At 46.6% G+C, this 20,822-nt stretch carries 20 protein-coding genes; all 20 read right to left on the bottom strand.

Annotated features, from left to right (window positions below; all coding sequences use genetic code 11):
• Positions 1-13: 13 nt before the first annotated feature.
• Complete coding sequence (locus tag QMA39_RS03615; RefSeq protein WP_281658008.1) at positions 14-292, bottom strand: DUF503 family protein; 279 nt, start codon at positions 290-292, stop codon at positions 14-16.
• The gene (gene infB / locus QMA39_RS03610; RefSeq protein ID WP_281658007.1) at positions 289-2,349 is read right to left on the bottom strand and encodes a translation initiation factor IF-2; all 2,061 of its coding nucleotides are present in this window, start codon (positions 2,347-2,349) and stop codon (positions 289-291) included. Before infB ends, QMA39_RS03615 begins: the two co-directional genes overlap by 4 nt.
• A gap of 7 nt (positions 2,350-2,356) precedes the next feature.
• Positions 2,357-2,671: a YlxQ family RNA-binding protein gene (locus tag QMA39_RS03605; RefSeq protein WP_027954245.1), complete on the bottom strand. Its 315-nt coding sequence runs from the start codon at positions 2,669-2,671 to the stop codon at positions 2,357-2,359.
• Positions 2,668-2,943, bottom strand: a complete 276-nt coding sequence (locus QMA39_RS03600) for a YlxR family protein (RefSeq protein ID WP_027954244.1) — start codon at positions 2,941-2,943, stop codon at positions 2,668-2,670. The genes QMA39_RS03605 and QMA39_RS03600 overlap by 4 nt, the downstream gene beginning before the upstream one ends.
• Before the next feature lie 14 nt (positions 2,944-2,957).
• On the bottom strand, positions 2,958-4,061 hold the full coding sequence (gene nusA / locus QMA39_RS03595) for a transcription termination factor NusA (RefSeq protein ID WP_206932619.1): 1,104 nt from the start codon (positions 4,059-4,061) through the stop codon (positions 2,958-2,960).
• Positions 4,062-4,074: 13 nt separating this feature from the next.
• The gene (rimP, locus tag QMA39_RS03590; protein ID WP_027954242.1) at positions 4,075-4,548 is read right to left on the bottom strand and encodes a ribosome maturation factor RimP; all 474 of its coding nucleotides are present in this window, start codon (positions 4,546-4,548) and stop codon (positions 4,075-4,077) included.
• Positions 4,549-4,868: 320 nt separating this feature from the next.
• Positions 4,869-9,161: a PolC-type DNA polymerase III gene (locus QMA39_RS03585; protein ID WP_281658006.1), complete on the bottom strand. Its 4,293-nt coding sequence runs from the start codon at positions 9,159-9,161 to the stop codon at positions 4,869-4,871.
• A gap of 92 nt (positions 9,162-9,253) precedes the next feature.
• Positions 9,254-10,957, bottom strand: coding sequence for a proline--tRNA ligase (locus QMA39_RS03580; RefSeq protein WP_281658005.1), 1,704 nt, complete (start codon positions 10,955-10,957; stop codon positions 9,254-9,256).
• Positions 10,958-11,044: 87 nt separating this feature from the next.
• Positions 11,045-12,301, bottom strand: a complete 1,257-nt coding sequence (gene rseP, locus QMA39_RS03575) for an RIP metalloprotease RseP (protein ID WP_027954239.1) — start codon at positions 12,299-12,301, stop codon at positions 11,045-11,047.
• A gap of 16 nt (positions 12,302-12,317) precedes the next feature.
• Positions 12,318-13,463: a 1-deoxy-D-xylulose-5-phosphate reductoisomerase gene (locus tag QMA39_RS03570; RefSeq protein WP_206932617.1), complete on the bottom strand. Its 1,146-nt coding sequence runs from the start codon at positions 13,461-13,463 to the stop codon at positions 12,318-12,320.
• 19 nt (positions 13,464-13,482) lie between these two features.
• Complete coding sequence (locus tag QMA39_RS03565) at positions 13,483-14,280, bottom strand: phosphatidate cytidylyltransferase (RefSeq protein WP_027954237.1); 798 nt, start codon at positions 14,278-14,280, stop codon at positions 13,483-13,485.
• A gap of 15 nt (positions 14,281-14,295) precedes the next feature.
• Positions 14,296-15,063 (bottom strand): isoprenyl transferase, encoded by a 768-nt coding sequence (locus tag QMA39_RS03560; RefSeq protein ID WP_027954236.1) that lies wholly within the window; start codon positions 15,061-15,063, stop codon positions 14,296-14,298.
• Between the two features lie 154 nt (positions 15,064-15,217).
• A complete protein-coding gene (gene frr, locus QMA39_RS03555) occupies positions 15,218-15,775 on the bottom strand; it encodes a ribosome recycling factor (RefSeq protein WP_027954235.1) in 558 nt (185 codons plus the stop codon).
• Between the two features lie 3 nt (positions 15,776-15,778).
• Entirely contained in the window at positions 15,779-16,501 is a 723-nt protein-coding gene (gene pyrH, locus QMA39_RS03550; RefSeq protein ID WP_027954234.1) for a UMP kinase, read from the bottom strand.
• 117 nt (positions 16,502-16,618) lie between these two features.
• Entirely contained in the window at positions 16,619-17,503 is an 885-nt protein-coding gene (tsf, locus tag QMA39_RS03545) for a translation elongation factor Ts (RefSeq protein ID WP_027954233.1), read from the bottom strand.
• Between the two features lie 125 nt (positions 17,504-17,628).
• A complete protein-coding gene (gene rpsB, locus QMA39_RS03540) occupies positions 17,629-18,366 on the bottom strand; it encodes a 30S ribosomal protein S2 (RefSeq protein ID WP_027954232.1) in 738 nt (245 codons plus the stop codon).
• 166 nt (positions 18,367-18,532) lie between these two features.
• Positions 18,533-18,955, bottom strand: a complete 423-nt coding sequence (locus tag QMA39_RS03535) for a hypothetical protein (protein ID WP_281658004.1) — start codon at positions 18,953-18,955, stop codon at positions 18,533-18,535.
• Positions 18,956-18,992: 37 nt separating this feature from the next.
• Positions 18,993-19,763, bottom strand: coding sequence for a FliA/WhiG family RNA polymerase sigma factor (locus QMA39_RS03530; RefSeq protein WP_027954230.1), 771 nt, complete (start codon positions 19,761-19,763; stop codon positions 18,993-18,995).
• Positions 19,764-19,815: 52 nt separating this feature from the next.
• Entirely contained in the window at positions 19,816-20,349 is a 534-nt protein-coding gene (locus QMA39_RS03525) for a chemotaxis protein CheD (protein ID WP_281658003.1), read from the bottom strand.
• Positions 20,342-20,812 carry a chemotaxis protein CheW gene (locus tag QMA39_RS03520; protein ID WP_027954228.1) on the bottom strand — a complete coding sequence of 157 codons (471 nt, stop codon included), beginning with the start codon at positions 20,810-20,812 and terminating at the stop codon, positions 20,342-20,344. Before QMA39_RS03520 ends, QMA39_RS03525 begins: the two co-directional genes overlap by 8 nt.
• Positions 20,813-20,822: the final 10 nt, after the last annotated feature.

Below are 20,822 nucleotides of genomic sequence, written 5' to 3'. Positions count from 1 at the left end.
TCCAAACAAAACATCACAGCCATTCAACCTGTGTTTCCGTCCTTTCAATTTCCGGAAAAGAATCGATGAAAGTAAGCGCCTGCTGCATCGTCTGCTCAGCGATGGTTTTATCACTGGCAATCGTAACCAGCCCGAGACGTGTCCGCTGCCAGAGATTTTGAAACTCCAGTTCACTGACAGCGATATTGAATTCATTGTGCAGTCTCGTTTTGATTCTTTTCAATACAGCACGCTTATTTTTCAACGACTGCGCATCATAGATTATGCAATCCACTTCTGCGCTTATAATCATTTGCGTTCAATTTCCTGCATTTCATACGGTTCAATGATGTCGCCGATTTTAAGGTCATTGAAGTTCTTAATGGTAATTCCACACTCATACCCCTGCGCCACTTCTTTCGCATCATCTTTGTAACGCTTCAGCGCATCGATTTCACCTTCATAAATGACGACACCGTCGCGGATGACACGGATGCCGGAGTTACGTGTGATCTTTCCGTCTGTAACATAGGAACCGGCAATGGTACCGATCTTGGATACTTTGAAGATTTCACGAACCTCCACCTGACCGATGATTTTCTCTTCGAATTCAGGATCAAGCATCCCTTTCATCGCTGCTTCGATCTCTTCCATAACTTTATAGATAATGTTGTGAAGACGGATTTCTACATCCTCAGATTCTGCTGCTTTTCTAGCATTCCCGTCAGGACGCACGTTGAAACCAATAATGATTCCATTGGACGCGGATGCAAGGTTTACATCAGATTCTGTAATCGCACCGACACCTGTGTGGATGATTTTAACTTTCACGCCTTCTACTTCGATCTTCTCAAGAGATCCGGCCAGTGCTTCTACAGAACCCTGAACGTCTCCTTTAAGGATCAAGTTGATTTCCTTCACTTCACCCTGCTTGATTTGGTTGAACAAGTCCTCAAGGCTTACTTTAGCATTGGAGCCACGGTTGACTTCCAGCTGTTTCTGCGCACGGGCTTCTCCGATGGAGCGGGCTTTCTTCTCGTCATCAAAGACAAGGAAACGGTCCCCGGCCTGTGGAACATTGTTCAATCCGGTAATCTCAACTGGAGTGGATGGTCCTGCTGTTTTCACGCGGCGGCCAATATCGTTAACCATCGCTCTGACACGACCCCATGTGTTACCTACAACAATGGAATCGCTGACGTTCAGCGTACCATTTTGAACAAGAAGGGTAGCGACTGGGCCACGTCCTTTATCAAGCTCTGCTTCAATAACTGTTCCGTATGCATGACGTTCAGGGTTCGCTTTCAGTTCTTCCATTTCAGAAACAAGAACGATCATTTCAAGAAGCTCGTCAATACCTTCTCCCTGAACGGCGGACATTTTAACGAAAATCGTTTCTCCACCGTACTCTTCAGAAATAAGCTCATACTCCATAAGCTCCTGCATGACGCGGTCCGGATTGGCCCCTTCTTTGTCCATTTTGTTGACAGCAACAATGATCGGGACTTCCGCTGCTTTGGCGTGGCTGATCGCTTCTTTTGTCTGCGGCATAACCCCGTCGTCAGCTGCAACCACAAGAATGGCGATATCTGTTACTTGTGCACCACGGGAACGCATACTTGTGAAAGCGGCGTGTCCTGGTGTATCAAGGAACGTGATTTTCTTGTCGTTTTCTTCAATTTGATAGGCACCGATATGCTGGGTAATTCCGCCAGCTTCCCCTTCGGTTACCTTTGTGTTGCGGATCTGGTCAAGAAGTGTCGTTTTACCGTGGTCAACGTGACCCATGATCGTTACAACAGCCGGACGTTCACGAAGATCTTCCGGTTCGTCGTCAAAAGTCATATTTTCGATATCTGTTTCATCAATCACGACTTCTTCCTCGACTTCCACACCAAATTCTTCACAGATCAACTCAATGGATTCTGCATCCAATTCCTGGTTTTTAGTTGCCATAACGCCAAGGAACATCAGCTTTTTAATGATTTCAGAAGAGTCCTTGCCTAGTTTTTCCGCCAGTTCACCGACGGTTAAGCTGCCGACAAAGGTGATTTTTTCAGGCAGCTGCTTCTTCGGCTTTTTCGGAGCCTGCTGCTGGGAAGAAGGATTCTGCCTCTTCTGGTTGTTCCCGCGGGATTTCTGGTTCCCCAGCTTTTTGTTGTTGTTCGGCTTGGAATTTCCACGTTTGTTATCCTGCTTCTGTTTCCCTGCAGATTTCCCAAACGCTTTATCCAGCTTTTCCGCTGATCCGTCTTCTAATGTAGACATATGATTGTTCACTTCAATGTTCAGGCTTTGGAGTTTCTCAATCACTTGTTTACTTGATAGTTCGTTCTTTTTGGCATATTCATATACGCGCATTTTACTCATATATCTTTCACCCCCGAATAGATTCATCGAGCAGCGATTGCAACTTTTTCGCAAATCCTTGATCCAGAACTGCGATCGCGACTCTCCCCGCTTTACCGACGGCCTGTGACAGAACTTCTCTGTCATCCACCTCGTAGCAGGGTACTTGATAAAAGCTGCATTTATCTGTCAGCTTTTTCTTTGTTTGTTTTCCAGTGTCATTGGCAATCAGAACCAGCTTGGCTTTCCGCTTGCGGATGTCCTTAACGATGGATTCTTCTCCAAACGTGCATTTCCCCGCACGGACGGCAAGACCGATCAGGTTCAAGTAGCTTCCACTCATGATGGATCCGCCTGTACTTTGGATTTGAGATCCTCATAAACTTCCTTACTTACGGAAGCTTTTAAATGACGGTTCAGCAGCTGTTGTTTTTCTGCCTGCTCAATAACATCCAGATTTTTAGTTACATAGGCCCCACGGCCATTCATTTTTCCAGTGTCGTCCACGAATACCTCTCCGTCTTTATTACGGACGACTCGGATTAACTGCTGCTTCGGAAGCATCTCCTGTGTGACGACACATTTCCGAAGCGGCTGTTTTTTGGAACGGGTCATTGTCTTCCCCCTCCTTAATCCTCTAAAAGATCTTCATCAAGGTCGTCACTTTCTACTTCCGCTGTTTCAGAAAGAAGACCTTGTTCACGTGCTTCGCTTTCGCTCTTGATATCAATCTTCCATCCCGTCAGCTTAGCTGCCAGACGGGCATTCTGGCCGCGTTTTCCGATAGCCAGGGAAAGCTGGTAATCAGGAACGATGACGGTTGTCGCTTTATCTTCCTCGTCGACAAGAACTTCAACGACTTTGGAAGGGCTCAGCGCATTGGAAACATATTCAACAGGATCCTCAGACCACTGTACAATATCAATCTTTTCACCTTTCAATTCGTTTACGATGGTTTGGACGCGCTGCCCGCGCTGCCCAACGCAGGAGCCCACCGGATCAATATCCTGATCTTGGGCGTAAACAGAAATCTTGGAACGGTCCCCCGCTTCACGGGCAACACTCATGACTTCCACAGTGCCATCATAAATCTCAGGTACTTCCATTTCAAACAAACGCTTCAGCAGACCCGGGTGCGTTCTGGACACGTAAATATGTGGTCCTTTGTTGCTGTTTTCCACTTTGGTCACAAATACTTTCAAACGATCGTGAACCTCATACGTTTCTGTAGGCATCTGCTCACCTTCAGGAAGGCGCGCTTCAATTTTACCGAGGTTTACATAAACAAAACGAGGATCCTTTCGCTGGATGATTCCTGTCATCACATCTTCTTCACGATCGACGTACTCCCCGTAAATGATGCCTCGTTCGGCTTCACGGACACGCTGGGTTACCACCTGCTTGGCCGCCTGAGCTGCGATCCGGCCGAAGTCCATCGGTGTCACTTCCACTTCGATGACGTCTTCGATATCGTAGTTTGGATCGATTCCGCTGGCTTCCTCAAGGGAAATTTCCTGTTGTGGATCCATCACTTCTTCTACGATTTCTTTCCTCGCCAGTACCTTCATTGTACTTTCCTGTTCATTAATATCCACACGAACATTGGTTGCGGAATTAAAGTTTTTCTTATAAGCAGAGATAAGTGCTGCTTCCAGCGCTTCCAATAACAGATTCTTGTCGATGCCTTTTTCCTTTTCCAGATAATCCATGGCATCAAATAGTTCACTACTCAACGATTTCTCCCCCTTAATTAAACGTAACAGCTAGGTTTGCTTTGGCTATCTTTTCATAAGGAACTTCCAGCTGTTTTTTTCTTGTTTTTATACGGATTTCTACGACAGCTGTGGAATTTTCGAAAGACTTCAGTGTCCCTTCAAACTCCTTCTCCCCATCAATCGGTTCATACAGCTTCATATAAACGTAATGACCGGTATACTTCTTAAAGTCAGCTTCCGTTTTCAACGGACGTTCCGCTCCTGGAGAAGCAACCTCTAGAAAATATGGGATATCAATAGGGTCCTCATCATCCAGCTTCTCACTCAGCTGCTCCGATACTTGACCGCATTCCTCAATATCAACGCCGCCCTCCTTATCAATGAAGACGCGCAGATACCAGTTCTGTCCTTCTTTTTTGTATTCGATGTCGACAAGTTCCAAATTCATATCATTTAAGATTGGCTGGACAAGACGTTCCGCTACGGATGTCACATGATTGCTCATGCTTTTCCCTCCTTTGGCCTGTTCATTGTTTCGTTTCCCTTAGTATGAGATGGTCGGGCTGATTTCATTTAAGTACCAGTGCTTTCCAGTCACAGAGGCCACGAGAAACCGCTATGACATGGATCATAGCGGTTCTCTTCGCGGGCATACAAGCCCCTGCTGCATTGAAAAGTTTCCACAAAAGTAAGAGCCTGAAATATGACAAAAGAGCGGGTTCCCCCACTCTTTCGGCGTTCCTATCGCTCTTCTCACCATAAAAAATATATCATAACTGCCTATGGTTTGCAACCGGAGGGCAGATGATGGAGAAAACCATGCCCCTAAAAAAGAGAGAGCTGGTTTTCATCCGGCATTCCTTCCAGGCATCCGAAGTTATCCAGATACTCAAGAACCGTTTTGGAGATGCGGCTCCGTTCTCTAAGATCCTGCTTGGAAAGGAATTCTCCTTCACCGCGGGCCTGAACAATGTTAATGGCCGCGTTTGTACCCAGTCCGTCAACCGCATTGAATGGTGGAATCAACTGGTTGCCTTCCACTAAAAAGTCCGTAGCACTTGATTTGTACAGGTCCACATTTTTAAAGCTGAACCCACGCTCACACATCTCAAGAGAAATTTCCAGCACGGTCATCAAACTTTTCTCCTTCGGTGTCGCATCAAACCCTTTGCTCTGAATTTCATTCATACGGGTACGGATCGCTTCGGATCCCTTCATCATCGTTTCCAGTTCGAAATCGCTGGCACGGACGGTGAAATATGCCGCATAAAAGTAAATCGGGTAATGGACTTTAAAATAGGCGATCCGAACGGCCATCAGGACATAGGCGGCGGCGTGGGCTTTCGGGAACATGTATTTGATCTTCTTACAGGAATCAATATACCAGTCCGGTACTCCGTGTTTTTTCATTTCTTCAATCCATTCGTCCTGCAGGCCGCGTCCCTTCCTTACAAATTCCATGATTTTAAAGGCAAGAGATGGATCAAGGCCCTTATGCATTAAATACACCATAATATCATCACGGCAGCCGATAACTTCGGGCAGTGTACAAATGCCGTCATTGATCAGCTGTTCCGCATTTCCCAACCATACGTCCGTTCCGTGAGACAAACCGGAAATGATGACAAGTTCGGCAAAGGTTTTAGGCTTTGTATCCTCGAGCATCTGTCTTACGAAACGTGTACCAAATTCAGGCACACCGAGGGTTCCGGTTTTACACATGATCTGGTCCGCCGTTACTCCGAGGGCTTCAGGGCCGCTGAAGATTTTCATAACTTCTGGGTCGTCGACGGGAATCTCCTTCTGGTCGATTCCACTTAAATCCTGAAGCATACGGATAACGGTCGGATCATCGTGTCCAAGTATATCCAGCTTAAGGAGGTTATCGTGAATGGAGTGGAAATCAAAGTGCGTTGTTCTCCATTCGGATTTTGTATCATCTGCCGGATACTGGATGGGGGAAAAGTCGTAAATCTCCATATCATCCGGTACAACGATGATTCCTCCAGGGTGCTGACCACTCGTCCGCTTGACTCCTGTGCATCCGTGGACAAGCCTGTCTATCTCCGCGTTCTTATAATGGACCTGATGATCCCCGGCATAGCCCTTCACATAGCCGTAAGCGGTCTTTTCGGCAATCGTTCCAATCGTTCCGGCACGATACACGTTATCCTCCCCGAACAACTCTTTCGTATAATTGTGCGCATGCGGCTGATACTCCCCGGAGAAGTTCAAGTCAATATCCGGGACTTTATCCCCCTTGAACCCAAGGAAGGTTTCAAATGGAATGTCCTGGCCGTCTTTCTTTAAAGATGTCCCGCATTCCGGGCAGTCTTTTTCATCCAGGTCAAACCCACTACCGACAGAACCATCAGTAAAGAATTCGTTGTACTGGCACGACGGACAGACATAATGGGGAGGGAGCGGATTAACCTCGGTGATTTCTGTCATTGTCGCAACAAAGGACGAGCCGACCGACCCCCGTGAACCAACAAGGTATCCGTCTTCAAGGGATTTGGTCACAAGCTTTTGTGAAATTAAATAGATGACCGCAAAGCCGTTTCCAATGATACTGTCGAGCTCCTTCTCCAACCGGTCCACAATCAACTGAGGGATGGATTCGCCATAGATGCTCCTCGCTTTGTTATAGGACATCTCACGGATTTCCTGATCCGCTCCTTCAATGTTGGGTGTATAGAGATCATCCTTCACCGGGGAAACTTCCCCGATCATATCATTGATTTTATGTGTATTCGTTACGACGAGTTCCTCAGCTTTTTCTTTTCCCAGGAAGGAAAGCTCATCGATCATTTCATTCGTCGTCTTAAAATGCACCTCAGGAAGGGTCTGTCTGTTTAAAGGATTTCCGTTCTGTGACGATATGAGAATCTGGCGGTACTGCTTTTCATGAGGCTCAAGGTAATGTGTATTCCCAGTAGCCACGACTGTTTTGCCGAGCCGTTCGCCAAGAGCGGTGAGACGCTTCAGAATATCAAGGATCTGTGCTTCTGTCTGAACGAGATCTTTTTCGACAAGGTGATAATAGTTCCCCGGTGGCTGTATTTCAATATAATCGTAGAAATCGGCCACTTTTTCAGCTTCTTCTTCCGATTTCTGCATAATCGTTTCAAAGACCTCACCTTTATCACAGCCGGATCCGACAAGGATGCCTTCCCGATACTTTTTAAGCAGCGATCTTGGAATCCGCGGCACACGGTAGAAATAATTTACATGCGCTTCAGAAACCAGCCGGTAAATGTTTTTCAAGCCGGTACTATTCGTCGCAAGCAGTGTGGCATGGGAAGGTCTCGAGCGTTGATAGGCTTTTCCTTCTCCCATATAGTCGTTCAAATTCTGGTGATTGGTAATCTCCCGTTCCATGGCTCTCTTTAGAAGTTTCCACAAAAGGTAACCGGTTGCTTCAGCATCGTAAATAGCCCGGTGGTGCTGGGTAAGCTCGATATCGAACTTCTTACAAAGGGTATTCAGCCGGTGATTTTTAAGTTCCGGTACAAGGAATCGGGCCAGCTCCAGCGTATCGATGACCGGGTTTTCCGCTTTCCCAAGATCGATCGCCTGATAGCCGGCATTTAAGAAGCCCATATCAAAGCTTGCGTTGTGGGCAACGAGAATGTCATCCCCTGTCCATGTATGAAAATCCTTTAGTACTTCTTCGATTTCCGGTGCATCCTTTACCATATCATCCGTAATCCCTGTCAAATCAATGGTCGTCTGAGACAGGGGATGATGAGGGTTGGCGAAGGATTCGAAGCGGTCGACAATTTCTCCTCCTTGAATGCGGACAGCTGCCAGTTCAATGATTTTATCGTAAACAGCAGATAAACCTGTCGTCTCAACGTCAAAAACAACATAAGAGGCATCCTCCAGATCGCGGTCCTGCTCCCCATAGGCAATCGGCACTCCATCATCAACCAGGTTGGCTTCAACCCCGTATAGGATTTTAACCCCATTCTTTTCTCCTGCACTATGGGCATCAGGATAAGCCTGAACGACAGCGTGATCTGTGATGGCAATTGCTTCATGGCCCCAGTCCCCTGCCTGCTTAATCAGACGGGATGGAGACACGGGTGCATCCATGGCACTCATTGTCGTATGGGCATGCAGTTCAATTCGTTTCTTTCCTTCAGGTGCCTCGTCCTGACGCAGCTTCGGCTTCACTTCGTTGATATCATTGGCCATCATCGTCAGCTCGTTGGTAAAGCTGTCCGTTTGTACGCCTCCGCGGGCTTTGATCCACATTCCCGCCTGGACAAGCTTGAACATGTCAGCATGATCATCGCCGCGGGAGAACATTTTGATGGAGAACGAATCGGTGTAATCCGTGACCTTCAGCAGCAGAAGGTGCCGGCCTGAGCGGAGTTCCTTCACTTCTGCATCAAACACATACCCCTGGACAGCGATACGCTTCTCTTCTTCCTGAATCTCTTCCATAGGGATGATATCATCCTGGATTTTATAACCAATTTCAATCGGACCTTTAGGCTTTTGATCGTCCTTATCTTTCGCCCGCTCCTCCTGCTCCTTCACAGCCTGTTGGACAAGGATTTTATCTTCTTTCTGCCGTTCTTCCTGAAACCTCTTGATCTCGTCTTTTTCATGTTTCACCTGTGTTGATAAAACAAATGCAGGAAGACCTGCACGCTGCGCATACTGCTTGAGAGGCTCTTCCAGCTTTTTCTGTACGGCATGGCTCTCAGCTAAATTCCTGCAAGTTAACATAATCTTGTTCCCGTTAACTTCAGGCTGCTGTTCCAACAGCAGATCTTTGTATCCCGGAGTCAGGTTTGTCATCGTCTTAATAAAGTTCTGCCAGTATTCTACGATATCTTCACCGGCCAGTTCTTTATCCGCTGTGTCAATTGTCCAGTCTACTTCAGCAATGGAACGAAAGGCATGGACCAATTTACTTGTGAACAGCTCATAAACAGAAGGTGGAAGCGGCCTTTGCATGGCAAAATGGAAATGCCACGCTTTCTTCTCCTTGAATACGACCAGCTTCTCCATCCGGCTTTCTTTAAAATGAGGTTCAATCAGATTATGAGGAAACTGGATCTGTTCCAGTAAATAGTGCATCTTCTCCTGACTGTTCACACTCATCGTGATTCCTCCCTTTACCATAAGGACTTAGCTCATTCATGGAAATACCCTTGCTCATCTTATCCCAAGCAAGGGTATTTTCTGTGAAACAATTAAGCTTTGTACCAGTTTTTTATATAGTCTGCGATTTCTGAAGCGGAAAGTTCCTTCTGCTCTCCAGTCGCTCGTTCTTTCACTTCCACAATTCCTTCACCGGCTTGTTTTCCAACCGTCACACGAACCGGGATTCCAAATAAATCGCTGTCGGCAAATTTAACACCGGCTCTTTCTTTACGATCATCATATAAAACTTCGATGCCGGATTCAAGCAGCTGGTCATACAATTGATCAGCAAGCTCCTTCTGCTCTTCCTTCTTCGGATTCATGGAAAGCAGATGAACCTGGAACGGTGCAACATTGGCCGGCCACGTGATGCCGCGGTCATCATTATACTGCTCTACCACAGCCGCGAGTGTCCGGGATACACCGATACCATAAGATCCCATGATCATCGTCTCCGCTTTCCCCTGGTCATTGAGGAAGGTGGCATTCATACGCTGAGAATAGAATTCTCCAAGTTTGAAGACATGCCCAACCTCGATGCCGCGGGCGAATTGGATAACCCCTTCCCCGTCAGGAGAAGGATCTCCTTCTTGAATGAAGCGGAGATCTGCATAGCGGGATACGTGGAAATCTTTTTCCGGTGTCGCATTTTTATAGTGATATCCGTCCTCGTTGGCTCCACAGGTCACGTTCACAAGAGCTTCAACAGCTGCATCTGCGACAACATCCACATCTTCCGGCACTCCTACAGGCCCCAGGGATCCGAATCCTGCACCCATCAGACGATTCGTATCCTCCGCTGATGCAAGTTCTACGACACCAGCATCATAAAGGTTTTTCAGTTTCACATCGTTGACTTCATGATCTCCTCTTGTGACGGCCAGCACAAACTGCTCGTCTACTTTGAACAGGATGGCTTTTAAGCCTTCCTCCAGCTGGTGTCCAAAAAAGTCAGCAACCTCCTGCATCGTTTTACAGCCCGGGGTTTCGACTTTCTCCATATCGATAGGAGCTTCTGCAGACTTTTCATAAACAGCTGTAACAGGTGCCATTTCTATATTCGCTGCATAACGGGATGTGTCTGAATAGGCGATCACATCTTCCCCGACTTCGGAAAGGACCATGAATTCATGCGTATCTTTTCCGCCCATCGCACCGGAATCCGCGATAACTGCACGGAAATTCAAGCCCAGACGGGAAAACACGTTGGAATAGGCCTGGAACATCTTCTCGTATGTTTCGTCAAGGCTCTCATACGATTCGTTAAAGGAGTAGGCATCCTTCATTAAAAATTCACGGCCGCGGAGCAGTCCAAACCGGGGGCGTGCTTCGTCACGGAATTTATTCTGTATTTGGAAAACCGTTAATGGAAGCTGCTTATAGCTTTTCACCTCATGCCGAACAAGGCTTGTAATCACCTCTTCATGCGTCGCTCCAAGAGCAAATTCACGGTTGTGACGGTCATTCAAGCGCATCAACTCGGAGCCGAAGGTGGACCAGCGGCCGGTTTCCTTCCATAGTTCTGAAGGTTCAAGAGCAGGCATAGCCATTTCGTGAGCACCGATTTTTTCCATTTCTTCTCTTACAATATTTTCTACTTTCCTCAGCACACGCTGCCCAATCGGAAGGAAACTGTAAATCCCCGAGGCAATCTGGCGTATGTAGCCGGCGCGGACTAAAAGCTGATGGCTTTTAATGTCAGCGTCTGCTGGGTTTTCTTTTAAAGTAGGAATGAACATATGACTTTGTCTCATCATCTACACCTCAATTCAATGTTAATAAAAGAAAGCCGGAAGTCCAGGTAATGCCTGTTGCCTTTAGACTTCCAGCTGTAGGATTCATCATAGGAATAAGCGTTGAATATCGTTCCATGTTACCACCAGCATGAGCAGCATCAGAAGAGCAAATCCAATGAAATGGACGAGACCTTCCTTCTGCGGGTCGATCGGCTTCCCTCTGACGCCTTCAAGCCCGACAAAAATCAGGCGGCCCCCATCTAGGGCAGGAAGCGGAAGAAGGTTGACGATCCCGAGGTTAATGCTCAGGATGGCTGTCCACATGACGAAATTGGTGAAACCTGTCTGAACAACCTGGTCCGTAGCGTCATAAATACCGACAGGACCTGAAAGCATATCCAGTGAAAACTGGCCGGTCACGAGTTTGCCAAGGTTCGTCAATATCAACCCGGCCCACTCATACGTCTGAGTAAATCCAAACGTCAGTTTTTCAGTCAACGATTCCTCAAACGCTCGAGCTACCCCCACCTGGCCGATGGTCATGTCACGGTCTTCAATGGACGCAGGGGTTACATTCATCTGCTGGACGGATCCTTCCCGTTCCACCGTTAATGTAACTTCTTCACCGGGATGGTCCCTGATGATAGCCGTGAATTCCTCCCATGTACTGACGGATTCCCCGTCCACAGCGGTCACTTCGTCCCCGGCCTTCAAACCAGCTTCCTGGGCTGGTGTGCCATTTTGAATTTCACCAAGCTTGGCCTCATCTGAAGGCACACCTTGAATGAAACCTAAGATCATAAACAGGATAATCGCAAGGACGAAATTCATCATTGGACCGGCAAAGAGCTGCATCGCCCGCTGCGGTACAGTTTTGGATGCAAACTGGCGGTTATAGGGAGCGATTTGTGTTTCATTTTCATCCATCACAAACATCGCTTTTGGATCGACTTCAAAAAACAGCTTTTCGTCTTCATCCACTTCATAACCTTCAATAACAAGCCGATGGTCGAGATCCGCTTTTTCGACTTCAATCACACGGGCTTCCGGATGCTTGGATTTGTTATTCACAATGATCCGATTTACTTTCCCATCGTTATTGAATTCCAGGCCGATATGATGACCGGCTTTCAGTTCTACAATTTCAGGGTCTTCCCCGGCTACACGGACATAGCCCCCGATGGGAAGCAGGCGGATCGTATACAAGGTTTCATTTTTCTTAAAATGATATATTTTCGGCCCGAAGCCGATGGCAAACTCCCGCGCCAGCATACCTGCCCGTTTGGCAAATATGAGATGCCCCCACTCATGGACGAACACCAATAATCCGAACATGAGTATAAATGCAATCACTGTAGTCAAATGAAGCACCTTCCTTTTAATTTAAATGGAAACGGACTCTCTTCCTTGTTTCCTCATCAATAGAAATTATGGTAGACAAGTCCGGGTTATGAATCTTGTCATGCCTTTCCAACGCTTCTTCGATGTATGATTCGATTTCCAGGAAGGAAATTCGGCCTTCCAAAAACATTTGCACGGCTTCTTCATTCGCTGCGTTCAAAACGGCCGGCATCGATCCACCTGCTCTGCCTGCTTCATAAGCCATGCGCAGGCATGGGAAACGATCCATGTCCATTTTCTCGAAATTCAGGGTCGCAATTTCTTCTAAATTCAAATGCTTTGTAATAGGAAGGTCCATCCGGCTTGGATAAGTCAAGGCGTACTGGATGGGCACTTTCATGTCAGGCGTTCCCAGCTGGGCAATGACATTCCTGTCTACGTACTCCACCATGGAATGAATCACGCTTTCCCTATGAAGAATAACATGAATCTGTTCATAAGGCACTTGAAAAAGCCAGTGGGCTTCAATAACTTCCAGTCCCTTGTTCATCATGGAAGCTGAGTCAATCGTGATTTTCGCCCCCATGCTCCAGTTAGGATGGTTCAGCGCGTCTTCCACCGTCACGCCTTTCAATTCATCTCTCGATTTATCACGAAAACTGCCGCCGGAAGCGGTAATAATCAATTTTTCAATTTCTTTCCTGTTTTCGCCATTTAAAGCCTGGAATATCGCGGAATGCTCGCTGTCCACTGGAAGCAGTTCCACACCGTATTTCCTGGCTTCCGCCATAACGAGATGACCGGCGGTTACAAGGGTTTCTTTATTGGCGATGGCAATTTGTTTACGGGCCTGAATCGCTTTTAAAGTGGCCGGCAGACCGATACTTCCCATCACAGCGTTGACGACGACATCCACATCATCGGCAGAAGCGGCCTCAATTAAACCTTCTCCGCCGGTTAAAATGCGGGAATGATCGATTTCCCTGCTCAAACGCTGCTTCGTATCCTCGTCCTGCACAACGATGACTGCTGGTTTGAATTCCTGTATGAGTGGAACGGCTTTTTCAACGTTACGGCCGAAAGCCATACTGTACAGCGAAAACTGTTCAGGGTGGAGTCTGATGACATCCAGGGTTTGTATTCCGATGGAGCCTGTCGCTCCTAATAATGAAATGTGTTTCATATTCCCCATCCCTTCTTGATTACTGAATAAAGTTGATCAAATGCAGAATCGGCAGAATAAATATTAAACTGTCAAACCGGTCGAGAACACCACCATGCCCGGGAAGGATCTTTCCAGAGTCCTTCACTGCATAATGCCTCTTGAATGCTGATTCAACTAGATCTCCAATTTGTCCTGCAATCGATATGAGCACTGTTACGAGTAGAACGACAATCAAGGAATGCTCCAGGGGTTGTATCAGATGAAAAATAAATGCAACGACACAGGCAAGGACCACGCCCCCGACAGAGCCTTCAATCGTTTTCTTAGGGCTGATCTGCGGCCACAGTTTACGTTTTCCGAATGATCTTCCAAATAAATAGGCGCCTGTATCCGTCGCCCATACGATGAATAAAGCAAACAGAATGTACGTTAAATCCGCTTCCCTTGTCTCGATTAAGTAATTGAAGCCCATTCCAATATAGATGGATGAGAGAAGCAGGAACCCTGCATCATCAAAGGTGAACCTGTTCTTCACGAGAACGGTATAGCTCAGCAGGACGAGGACCGCCAACAGAGTGATCTCCGATTTGGTTACAAGATCATCGGCGTCCACCACTTTATCAAAAACTTCGTACGGAAACATCAATGCCCACATCAGGACAAGACCAAGACCTGCAGCGACCGAATAACGGGCGATTTTTTTCATGCGTATCAGCTCGAGCAGAGCGATACTGGCTATGAAATAGACAAAAGCTTTAAACGGCCATCCCCCCAGGAGGACGATCGGGATAAAAATAAGTGCTGCTACGACAGCAGTAATTGTTCGTTGTTTCATTTCTTCATTCACACCTTATACTCCGCCAAACCGACGTTTGCGATTTTGAAAATCATAAAGAGCTTTTTCGAAATGGCTTTCATTAAAGTCAGGCCAATACACCTCTGTAAACCAGAATTCTGCATAAGCAAGCTGCCATAACAGAAAATTGCTTAAGCGCTGCTCCCCGCTTGTGCGGATGAGAAGATCCGGCTCAATCAGCTCAGACGTATACAGCTCTGATGAAAACATTTCTTCACTGATATCTGATGGATCGAGGACGCCCTCTTTCACTTTTTCTGCGATCTGCCTGACAGCGTGCACCATTTCAAAACGGCTGCCGTAGTTCAAGGCAAAATTCAGTACAAGTCCATCGTTGTCTTTCGTTCTTTGGATGGCCTCCTGGACGGCATTTTTCGTGTGTGGAGGCAGAACATCAAAATCACCAATGGTACGGACCTGGACATTTTTCTCAATCAATTCAGGCAGATATGTATTCAGGAAATCTACAGGAAGCTTCATGAGAAACTCCACTTCATTCTTCGGTCGTTTCCAGTTCTCTGTGGAGAAAGCATACAGGGTCAAAACCTGAACACCGAGGTCAGAAGCATAGCTGACAATCCTTTTTACAACTCCCATGCCTTCTTTATGACCCGCAATCCGCGGCATTCCTCTATTTTTAGCCCAGCGGCCGTTTCCGTCCATGATGATGGCCACGTGCTTCGGAAGATGAGTATGGTCAAGGCCGAGCGACTGTGTTTCTGCTTGTTTTTTTGTTTTTGCGAATGGAAACTTGATTGGCATCGTTAATCCTCCAGTCCGTTTCTTCCATCTTTCTATTATATACTAAAATAAACGCATATGCCGAGACCCGCAGCTGGTGAAAAAAAGAAAACCGCGCTGCCAAACATCTACAGCGCGGCTTTACCACTTTATGGCATATGAGGTTAGAGAAAAATCAAACTTCCATGATTTCTTCTTCTTTTGTTTTAGCCAGTTGATCGATCTTCTCTACGTTCTGGTCCGTAAGCTTCTGCACATCGTCCTGATAGGAACGAAGATCGTCTTCTGTCAATTCACCGTCTTTTTCAAGCTTCTTCAAACGGTCGTTGGAATCGCGGCGGATGTTACGAACCTGTACTTTCGCTTCTTCCGAATACTTTCCTACAACTTTAGCAAGGTCCTTACGACGTTCCTCCGTAAGTGCCGGAATGTTGATACGTACAACATTACCATCACTGGATGGAGAAAGACCAAGGTCTGCTTTAAGAATCGCTTTTTCAATCTCTGCAATGGCTGTTTTGTCATATGGAGTAATGACAAGCAGGCGTGGTTCAGGCGCTGATACCTGCGCCAGTTGGTTCAACGGTGTAGCTGCACCGTAGTAATCCACATATACGTTGTCAAGAATGGAAGGGTTCGCACGACCCGCTCTTACCGTGGCAAGTTGACGGGAATAAGCTTGAACCGCTTGTTCCATTTGTTGTTTCGTCTCATTAATCACAGCTTCAGACATAATTTATTTCCCCCTCACAATGGTTCCGATGTTTTCGCCCATAACGGCTTTTTTAATATTACCATCTTCCGTAATCGAGAATACCAGTAAATCGATATCGTTGTCCATACATAATGAAGAAGCCGTTGAATCCATAACGCCCAGCCCTTCATTTAGAACATCCATGTAGGATAGCTCATCATATTTCACGGCATCCTCGTTCGTTTTCGGATCGTCTGTATAGACACCGTCCACGTTGTTTTTCGCCATAAGAATGACATCCGCTTCAACTTCAGCCGCTCTTAAGGCAGCCGTCGTATCTGTTGAGAAATACGGGTTTCCTGTTCCGGCAGCAAAAATAACTACACGCTTTTTCTCTAAATGACGGATGGCTTTACGGCGGATATAAGGTTCAGCCACCTGTCTCATTTCGATAGAAGTTTGGACACGGGTTGGGATCCCTAAGTTTTCAAGGCTGTCCTGAAGAGCAAGTGAGTTCATGACTGTAGCAAGCATTCCCATATAATCAGCATTTGCACGGTCCATGCCCATTTCAGCACCGACCTTGCCGCGCCAGATGTTGCCGCCACCGACAACAACCGCTACTTCCACGCCCAGTTCAGCCACTTCCTTCACCTGACGTGACACAGATTTTATGATGCTTGGCTCAAGCCCGAATCCTGCTTCTCCACTTAAGGCTTCTCCACTTAATTTTAATACAATTCTCCGATAGCGAGCAGTAGTCATAGTTACCTCCCGTGTGTTTTTCTAAAAGTCGAACATGGCTGCTCATAGCATGTATATCATGTATGTAGCCTTTTTGAAAATAGGGAACACCTGCAGTGTCCCCTATTTTCACCATCATTATTTTTTAACTTGGCTCATGACTTCGTCTGCGAAGTTTTCTTCACGTTTTTCCATACCTTCGCCGACTTCGAAACGATCGAAGTTCGTGATCTGGCCGCTTGTGGAAGCAACATACTGCTTCACTTTCTGGTCCGGATCTTTAACGAAGCTCTGGTCAAGCAGGCAGATTTCCTCGAAGAACTTGTTCAAACGGCCTTCCACCATTTTTTCAACGATGTTTTCAGGCTTGCCTTCGTTCAAGGCCTGTGTTTTAAGAAGTTCGCGCTCTTTTTCTGCTTCCTCCTGAGGAATTTCATCACGGGAAACATAACGAGGGTTTACAGCAGCTACGTGCATAGCAACATCCTTAGCAGCAGCTTCATCTGTAGAACCTTCAAGAACAGTCAATACGCCGATGCTGCCGCCCATGTGAATGTAGGCACCAAATGCGTCATTGTCTGTTTTCTCTTTGATAGAGAAACGGCGAAGGGAGATTTTCTCACCGATTTTCGCTACGCGCTCTGTAATGTATGTGCTTAGTGTTTCGCCTTCTCCATGAAGCTTCTGTTCAAGAGCTTCTTCAACAGAGGCAGGTTTCTGGGAAACAAGGTGCTGTCCAAGATCTTTAAGAAGTTCCTTGAACTGGTCGTTTTTCGTAACGAAGTCTGTTTCACAGTTCACTTCAAAAAGAACAGCCGTGTTTCCGGAGATTTCAATTGCTGCAGAACCTTCTGCTGCGATACGGTCTGCTTTTTTAGCCGCTTTGGAAATCCCTTTCTCACGAAGCCATTCGATCGCTTTGTCCATGTCACCATCAGTTTCAGTCAGTGCTTTCTTACAATCCATCATTCCAGCACCTGTTTTTTCACGTAGTTCTTTTACCATCTTTGCATTTACAGCCATTGTGAAAGCCTCCTTTATAATGTACAAGGTTAAACAGTCCGGCCTTGTACCGGAACTGGTTGAATAAAAGGAATTCTTTAAAAAAGGTGATAAAGGTATACCCCCTTATCACCTTTAGACCCTTCTTACTCCTGAGCAGCTTCTACAGCAGCTTCAGTTTCTTCAGTTGTTTCTGTTTCTTCCCCCTGCTTCGCTTCAAGGACAGCGTCAGCCATCTTGGAAGTAAGCAGTTTGACAGCACGGATTGCGTCATCGTTTGCAGGGATGACATAATCGATTTCGTCAGGGTCACAGTTCGTATCAACGATACCTACAACTGGGATATTCAATTTATGAGCTTCAGCAATCGCGATGCGCTCTTTACGAGGATCGATGACGAACATTGCATCAGGAAGGCTCTTCATTTCTTTAATACCGCCAAGGAATTTAACAAGACGATCTTTTTCTTTAAGCATGTCAACGACTTCTTTTTTAGGAAGTACATCGAAAGTACCGTCTTCTTCCATACGCTCGATATCTTTCAAACGGTTAATACGTTTGCGGATCGTTTCAAAGTTCGTAAGGGTACCGCCCAACCAGCGTTGGTTGATGTAGTACATACCACAGCGGGTAGCTTCATCACGTACAGTATCCTGTGCTTGTTTCTTCGTACCTACGAAAAGAACGTTACCGCCGTCAGCAGCGACCTCTTTCACATAGTTGAATGCTTCATCAACCTTCTTCACTGTTTTCTGAAGGTCAATGATATAAATGCCGTTACGCTCCGTGAAGATGTATTTCTTCATCTTCGGATTCCAGCGGCGTGTTTGGTGTCCAAAGTGAACACCAGCTTCTAGAAGCTGTTTCATAGAAATTACAGACATGTTTGTTCCTCCTGTTTTGGTTTTTTTAGTATCCTCCGCCCTTTTCATTTCCTTCCTGTGAACTCCTTATCGGAGCAACCTCACAAGCAGATCCAAAGGCGTGTGTATTGACACCGTCAGTAAATATACCACAAAGGTATGAATGGTTCAAGTTTTTTCAGCATTTTTACTGATTAAACTTATACATCAGTTCCACTTCTGTTTTTCCTTTGTTCAAGGCCTTCGCTGTTTCCTCCACAGACCACCCATCCTGTTTCATATTCATGACCATAGAATGAATCGAGGGCTGCTCCTCTCCTGTTCCTTCATCCGGAAGGGGAGGCTCGTACCCGCCGCCTTTCGTTTCTTTCACAGGGCTCATGGTCTCTTCCGTTGAACCGGTGCCTGAAGAAGCCCAGGCTTCCATCCGTTTGTTTTCCTCTTTAATTTCATACAAGTAAGAGGAAAACAAGTCTTCGATCTCCGCAGCGACCTTTTCCTGTCGAAGCTCGAGTTCTTCTGTCCGGCGGATTTTTTTCATCATTATCATAAGGCCGAATAAAATTAAACCGTCAATTAGAAAACTGATCACTAATACAAATGATGTCAAGGAGAGTCACATCCTTTCTTCCCCGTCCGCTGCCCAGCTACATCACATTCTGGAGGGACTGCTTTAGTTTATAAATCGCCTTGGCATGGATCTGTGAAATCCGGGACGTCGTTAAATTCAGGACGTGGCCGATTTCCGTAAGCGTGAGCTCTTCTTTATAGAAAAGACTGATCACCAGCTTCTCTTTTTCCTTCAGCTGGTCAATCTGCTCCGCCAGTTCCTTATAGTTTTCCTGTTTGATGAGCGAGGAGTCCGGAGAACCGGTTTCCTCATCAGGAATCGAGTATCCGATGCCTTCCTTATGATCTTCGCCCCCGTCTTTCGGTTTCTCTTCCATAGAAAGGACATTGGCAAACAATGAGTCCTTGACAGCCGCTTCTACTTCCTGGGCGGATATTCCGACAGCTTCTGCCACTTCTTTGGACGTGACTGGACGCTGCAGCTTCTGCTCAAGCTCCTCTGTCACCTGTTCGATTTTTTTAGTCCGATCCCTCACCGAACGCGGCAGCCAGTCTTCCTTCCTCAAACCATCAATAATCGAACCGCGGATGCGGAAGGAAGCGTACGTATCGAATTTTAAATCCCGGGACCGGTCAAACTTTTTCAAGGCATCATAAAGACCAAGCATTCCGAGACTTCTTACATCGTCTTTGCTCACATTCTTTGGTAAATGAGCCGTAATCCGATGGACGTGATAATTCACCAGATAATCGTAAAGCTGGACAAGCTGGTTGGCCGCCTCACCGTCTCTTTCGTTCGTCCATAAATTCCACCATTGTTGTTCCTGAGGAGATAAACCACCTGCCATTTTCATCCTCCCCGCATTTTTTTCATTTTTTCATTGAACCGGGCGCATCCTCTCATAATAGAAGCTCACCGCCGCCGGCCTTTTTTATGTTCATTTCACTGGTTTCCACATTAAATAGGATGGATCTTCCGACCTGTCCCCCTGTATCCTCCGCAATGATCGGGATAAGGTGCTCCGTAAGGCGGCTTTTGACCGCACTCACATTCCGCTCTCCTATACGAATCCTTGGACTCTGATCTTTCACCGAAAACATATGAGCCCCTCCTGCGATCTTCGCTTTTAAGCTCCCGGGCCTGCACCCTTTGTTGATGAGAGAATCAACAAGGTCATCAACAGCCGTATCTGCATACCTCCATCGGTTAACACGCCCATGGAGAGCCGTTTGCGCTTCGGGGAGCATAATATGAATCATGCCGGCCATGCCCTTCCCGTTGTACAGCACCACTCCAACACAGGAACCAAGTCCTGTTGTGGTGAGTAAGGCATCCTTTCCCGCAGCAGCCATTTGTCCGATCCCGATTCTTATACGCTTTTTTTGGTCGTGTATAACCCGGGATTGTCCAGAAATGGTCCAGGAATTATCCATACATCTTTTCCAATTCCAAAACATCTTCTTTATCCAGTACTTTTTCCAGATTCAAAAGGATAAATAAACGGTCTTCCATTTTCGCCACGCCATGAATATAAGCGGCTTCCACAGTGCCGACAACTTCAGGAGGCGGCTCGACCAAATCGTCTTGGAGGTCCAGAACATCGTTGGCAGCATCCACAATCAAACCAACATTCATATCTTCAATTGTCACTGTAATGATCCTCGTCTGTTCCGTTTCCGGAGCCGGTTCAAAGCCGAACCTTTCCCGCAGATCTATCACTGGAGTGACGACCCCTCTTAAGTTGATGACTCCTTTTACGAAAGACCTGGCTCCCGGTACCCGGGTGATCGGCACCATTCTTTCAATCGACCCCACCGTTTGGACAGGGAGGGTATATTCCTCGTCCTGGATTTGAAAAACGATGACCTTTTGAGCGTGCCCTTTATATTCTGTCATGAAAATCCCT

Source organism: Halobacillus sp. Cin3 (assembly GCF_947311855.1).
Taxonomy (GTDB): domain Bacteria; phylum Bacillota; class Bacilli; order Bacillales; family Halobacillaceae; genus Halobacillus; species Halobacillus kuroshimensis.
Note: the sequence above shows the minus strand (reverse complement) of the source record. Positions and strands in the feature narration are given on the sequence as shown.

Coding starts and splice junctions, on each gene's coding strand:
- QMA39_RS03615 (WP_281658008.1), bottom strand. CDS start 292: ATGATTATAAGCGCAGAAGTGGATTGCATAATCTATGATGCGCAGTCG.
- infB (WP_281658007.1), bottom strand. CDS start 2,349: ATGAGTAAAATGCGCGTATATGAATATGCCAAAAAGAACGAACTATCA.
- QMA39_RS03605 (WP_027954245.1), bottom strand. CDS start 2,671: ATGAGTGGAAGCTACTTGAACCTGATCGGTCTTGCCGTCCGTGCGGGG.
- QMA39_RS03600 (WP_027954244.1), bottom strand. CDS start 2,943: ATGACCCGTTCCAAAAAACAGCCGCTTCGGAAATGTGTCGTCACACAG.
- rimP (WP_027954242.1), bottom strand. CDS start 4,548: ATGAGCAATCATGTGACATCCGTAGCGGAACGTCTTGTCCAGCCAATC.
- QMA39_RS03585 (WP_281658006.1), bottom strand. CDS start 9,161: ATGAGTGTGAACAGTCAGGAGAAGATGCACTATTTACTGGAACAGATC.
- QMA39_RS03580 (WP_281658005.1), bottom strand. CDS start 10,957: ATGAGACAAAGTCATATGTTCATTCCTACTTTAAAAGAAAACCCAGCA.
- QMA39_RS03570 (WP_206932617.1), bottom strand. CDS start 13,463: ATGAAACACATTTCATTATTAGGAGCGACAGGCTCCATCGGAATACAA.
- QMA39_RS03565 (WP_027954237.1), bottom strand. CDS start 14,280: ATGAAACAACGAACAATTACTGCTGTCGTAGCAGCACTTATTTTTATC.
- QMA39_RS03560 (WP_027954236.1), bottom strand. CDS start 15,063: ATGCCAATCAAGTTTCCATTCGCAAAAACAAAAAAACAAGCAGAAACA.
- frr (WP_027954235.1), bottom strand. CDS start 15,775: ATGTCTGAAGCTGTGATTAATGAGACGAAACAACAAATGGAACAAGCG.
- pyrH (WP_027954234.1), bottom strand. CDS start 16,501: ATGACTACTGCTCGCTATCGGAGAATTGTATTAAAATTAAGTGGAGAA.
- tsf (WP_027954233.1), bottom strand. CDS start 17,503: ATGGCTGTAAATGCAAAGATGGTAAAAGAACTACGTGAAAAAACAGGT.
- rpsB (WP_027954232.1), bottom strand. CDS start 18,366: ATGTCTGTAATTTCTATGAAACAGCTTCTAGAAGCTGGTGTTCACTTT.
- QMA39_RS03530 (WP_027954230.1), bottom strand. CDS start 19,763: ATGGCAGGTGGTTTATCTCCTCAGGAACAACAATGGTGGAATTTATGG.
- QMA39_RS03525 (WP_281658003.1), bottom strand. CDS start 20,349: ATGGATAATTCCTGGACCATTTCTGGACAATCCCGGGTTATACACGAC.
- QMA39_RS03520 (WP_027954228.1), bottom strand. CDS start 20,812: ATGACAGAATATAAAGGGCACGCTCAAAAGGTCATCGTTTTTCAAATC.